Origin of the sequence: Hymenobacter lapidiphilus (assembly GCF_013377885.1) — a bacterium.
In the GTDB taxonomy this organism is placed as follows: Bacteria; Bacteroidota; Bacteroidia; order Cytophagales; family Hymenobacteraceae; genus Hymenobacter; species Hymenobacter lapidiphilus.
Genome location: NZ_JABKAU010000077.1, coordinates 1 through 3,848 on the forward strand (window position 1 = coordinate 1; position 3,848 = coordinate 3,848).

Genomic DNA, 3,848 nt, shown 5'->3' on the forward strand with positions numbered 1-3,848 from the left:
TAAAGAACGTCATGCTGAGCTTGTCGAAGCATCTCTACCGTTTCGTTACAGTCATTCAGCGAAGCGGTAGAGATGCTTCGGCTACGCTCAGCATGACGTTCTAATGGATTCCGGGTACTTCCTAAACAGCTTCGTTATAAGGTCAGCCCACAAGATTCTTCGGCTTCGCTCAGAATGACGTTTCTTTTGTCTTCGGGTTTCGTTCCTTTTCTCACCTCTCGCCACCATGCAAAAGCTGCCGCCCGAGTTCTACCGCCGCCCCGACCCGGTGCAGATTGCCCGTGAACTGCTCGGCAAGTACGTCTTCTCGCGGGTCGATGGCCAACTCACCGGCGGCCGCATCATCGAAACCGAAGCCTACTCACACCTCGGCGACGACTCGTTGACGATGCACCTGAAGCGCCTTAGCTCGGCCAGCCAGGCTCTGCGTGAACCCGGTGGCCGGGCGTACCTCTATAAAGTCTATCAGCGCCACACGCTGTTCAACATCTGCACCAACGAAGCCGGCAAAACCGATACTGTACTGCTCCGCGCCATCGAGCCGCTCGTGGGCCTTGATATCATGCAGGAGCGCCGGGGCGCTTCCATCAAGCCCAACCGCCTTACGGCCGGCCCCGGTATGCTCACGCAGGCGCTGGGCCTCACGCCCGCCTTTACCGGCACCGAGCTGCAGAGCGACCTGCTCTGGGTGGAAGACCACGGCGAAATTATTCCCGCCAACCAAATCCTCGCCGGCCCCCGTATCGGCCTGGAGTACGCCGGGTCCGTGGCCGCTGGTCTGCCGTGGAACTTCCGGATCATGGATTAAAGCGTATCGCACGGATTCTGTAGACGTACTTAATAGTGTGCTTTCGCCAGTATGCGTGGTTGACAAAAGCTAAAAGCCACCTCGTTTGAGGTGGCTTTTGAATCATCTACAAAATCCGTGAAATCCGCTTTAATCCGTGCTGACCCGTGGTCTGCAGACCAGTACCAGCAGCTTGCCTTCGTGGCTGGTGGTGGCGAACAGGTACAGGTCGCCGCCCTCGCGGATACCGGTGCGGTGGCGGAACTCGGCCACTGAATCGGGGAAGTTGCGGGTGGTTACGTGGGCGCGCACGGACGGACCAAGGTAGGCGCGTAGGGTACTGGCGTCGTATTTCTCCACGGCCAGAATGCGGAAAATGCGGCCGGGAAAGTCGGCGTGCAGCGTGTCGGAGGTGTAGAGGTGGCTGTGCTGGTGCAGCTTCAGCAGCTCGAAAGCCGTGCCCACACTCTTGAAAGCCCCTGCCTTGAGTACGGCCACGTTGGGCTCGTAGAGAAACTGCCGCGGCTCGGCGTAGCGGGCAATGGCGCGGGCCTCCCGGGCCCGGTTAAGGCGAAACTCCTGCCGGGTACCATCGCGGCGCAGGTTCACGGTGTACCGCTCTGGGTCAACGGCGGCCTCCTCGCCCAACTCATACAGCACTTCCTTGCACTCGTTATCCACGGCTACTATCCACAGCCGTCGCACGTGGCCCAGCTCCCGTAGTGCCTGCTCAATGTCGAGCATGGGCGAAGTTTTGAGCAGGATACGCGGGCTTTTGCGCAACAGTAGCGGCAGCAGGCGCAGGATGTCGGGCTCGCAGTCCTGGAGGCGAAAAATCTTCTTGGCGGCCGTATCACGTCGGGCCGGGTCGAGGTAAATCCAGTCGTAGGTATCGGCCGAATCGCGCAGGAAGTGCGCGGCGTCGGTGGCGTGGCACTGCACGTTCTCTATGCCCAACTGGGCCAGGTTATAGCGCACCACATCGGCCAGCGCGGCGTTACGCTCCACGTAATGTACCTCGCTCACCGTAGCAGCAAAGTGGGCCGAGTCGACGCCAAAGCCGCCGGTAAGGTCGGCCAGACGCTCCGCTCCGCGCACCAAATCGGCTTTGAAAGTAGCCGTGCGGTCGGAAGAAGCCTGCTCGACCGAAAGCGCGGGCGGAAAAACCAGATCGGGGTTAGCAGCCCAGATGGGTAGCTTTACCCGGGCTTTCTGGCGGGCCTGAATCTGACGTACCAGCTCAGGAACGGGGAGGTTGGGATGACGGCGGGCCTGCAGGGCCAGTTGGGCGGGGTCGTCGTGCAGGTGCTCGGCCACATATTGGCGAGCCGCCGCGGGCAGCGGGTATTCCATGGTGCGAAGCTACTTCTTTAAGCTGCAAGCCCCGGAACTGTAAGCTACCGGATGGCCGCGGCTTTTTGTGCTGCAGACATATTCGAAACGTCTGCAAGGCACAGCCTGCATATTACAGGCTCCAGCGTAGGGCCAGCAGGGGCCGGCCAGTAGCGCTGGCCGCCACACCCACAGCAGTGGGCTGCAACTGCCGCAACAGGCCCGTACCTCGGGCGGTGTGGCCAACATTGTGGGCTGCTACTGCGCGCTGGAAATGGGTGTTGGTATTGCGCGAAACAAAAATATTGGTGAGTAGGCTGGCCGCTGCCACCCCAAGTGCCACTTTTTGGGTGTTGTTGAAGTATTGTTGCCGATCGGGGGCTGAAAGCACCTGCTGGCCGTAAAGGCCTGCCGCACTTACAAATACTACCCGTTCAGCCAGAAACAGCATCTTCTGACGACGGTAGCGGCCAAGTGCAGCCAGTGCATCCGGCTCACCTGCCAGGTAAGGGCGCAGCCGCTGGCCAAAGAAGCCCGCGTTCTGGTAGCTCCTCTCAGTTGGGTTGTTACTCAGGGAAAAGTAGAAGTTTTTCTGCGGCCCATTCAAGCCACGTTCCTGGTCGTCGGGGGCCAGGTTGATAGGACCTGTATGCTGGGCCTGGGCCTGGTGGCTTAAACCGGCAAAGCACAGCAGAATTACCAGAAAAACGCGCCCAGATACACGCAAAGCAGAAGACAAAACACAGTGATTCATGGGAGCAAAATTACAACGATGTAACTGTGCTTGCTAAGGCCTTCGACGGGAAAAAAGTGCAATTCACCGAGGAATAAAATTTCTTCTATCCAACAAAAAGCACCTGGCCTTCGTTGGTCTGCCATTCAAGCCACCCTTTCTTTTCCTTTTTTATGAAGCTGTTTTCTTCCATCCGCCCCGTTGCTCTTTTGGCCACCTTACCTGCTATGCTGGCTTTTTCGGCCTGCGGCGACGACGATAAAGACCCCGCTCCACAGCAGGGCCAAGTAATGCTCGTGCATGGTGCCGCTTCGGCTCCGATAGGAGTGCAGGCCCTTGTAAATGACGTAGCAGCCGGCTCAACCCTCGACTATGGTCGCAACACCAATTACTTCGCCGTAACGGCTGGTAGCCCCACGTTTACAATTAATGTGGCCGGCAGTAACCCGATAGTAACGGCCGTCAATAAAAAGCCGATAACCGTTGCCAGCGGCAAGAATTACTCGGTATTTGCTTACCCCAATTCCGCTACTACTGTCGACCTGCTGCCTATCGAGGATGACTTGACGGCACCTGCTGCCGGCCAGACAAAAATCCGGATCGTGCATTTGGTCTTCAATGGTCCTTCTCCCGTCAAGCTGTCTCAGACTTCCATTTCGGGTACGGGTGACGTGCCCAATGCAGTTGCTGCCTTTGGACAGGCTTCGCCCTTCGTTTCGGTTGCCGCTGGCACATACGACCTCAATATCACCACTGGTCCTGCTTCGACTACTGTAGTGAAAGTAGGCGACGGTTCGGGTTCGGGTACCGGCACCAAAAACTATGAAGCCGGTAAAATTTACACAATAGTTGTGCGCGGCATTGCCGGTAGCTTGGAGCCGGCCAAGCTGCCCAAAGCCTCGATTGTTGCCAATAACTAAGCGGTTACAACCACTTGTTTAACGACCGATGCCTGCCTCCCCAAAGGGAGGCAGGCATCGGTCGTTAAACACTATC

General features: G+C 58.0%; 4 protein-coding genes. 2 read left to right on the plus strand and 2 right to left on the minus strand.

All coding sequences use genetic code 11. The features are described 5' to 3' along the window. Window positions 1-226 precede the first annotated feature (226 nt). Window positions 227-808 carry a DNA-3-methyladenine glycosylase gene (locus HW554_RS20025; RefSeq protein WP_176910301.1) on the plus strand — a complete coding sequence of 194 codons (582 nt, stop codon included), beginning with the start codon at window positions 227-229 and terminating at the stop codon, window positions 806-808. Between the two features lie 129 nt (window positions 809-937). Here HW554_RS20025 and HW554_RS20030 read toward each other — a convergent pair whose 3' ends face one another. Continuing rightward, the gene (locus HW554_RS20030; RefSeq protein ID WP_176910302.1) at window positions 938-2,140 is read right to left on the minus strand and encodes a THUMP-like domain-containing protein; all 1,203 of its coding nucleotides are present in this window, start codon (window positions 2,138-2,140) and stop codon (window positions 938-940) included. A gap of 112 nt (window positions 2,141-2,252) precedes the next feature. Continuing rightward, complete coding sequence (locus tag HW554_RS20035) at window positions 2,253-2,846, minus strand: hypothetical protein (protein WP_176910303.1); 594 nt, start codon at window positions 2,844-2,846, stop codon at window positions 2,253-2,255. Between the two features lie 179 nt (window positions 2,847-3,025). Here HW554_RS20035 and HW554_RS20040 point away from each other — a divergent pair, with 179 nt between their 5' ends. Next, window positions 3,026-3,772 carry a DUF4397 domain-containing protein gene (locus HW554_RS20040; protein WP_176910304.1) on the plus strand — a complete coding sequence of 249 codons (747 nt, stop codon included), beginning with the start codon at window positions 3,026-3,028 and terminating at the stop codon, window positions 3,770-3,772. The last annotated feature ends 76 nt before the right edge of the window (window positions 3,773-3,848 follow it).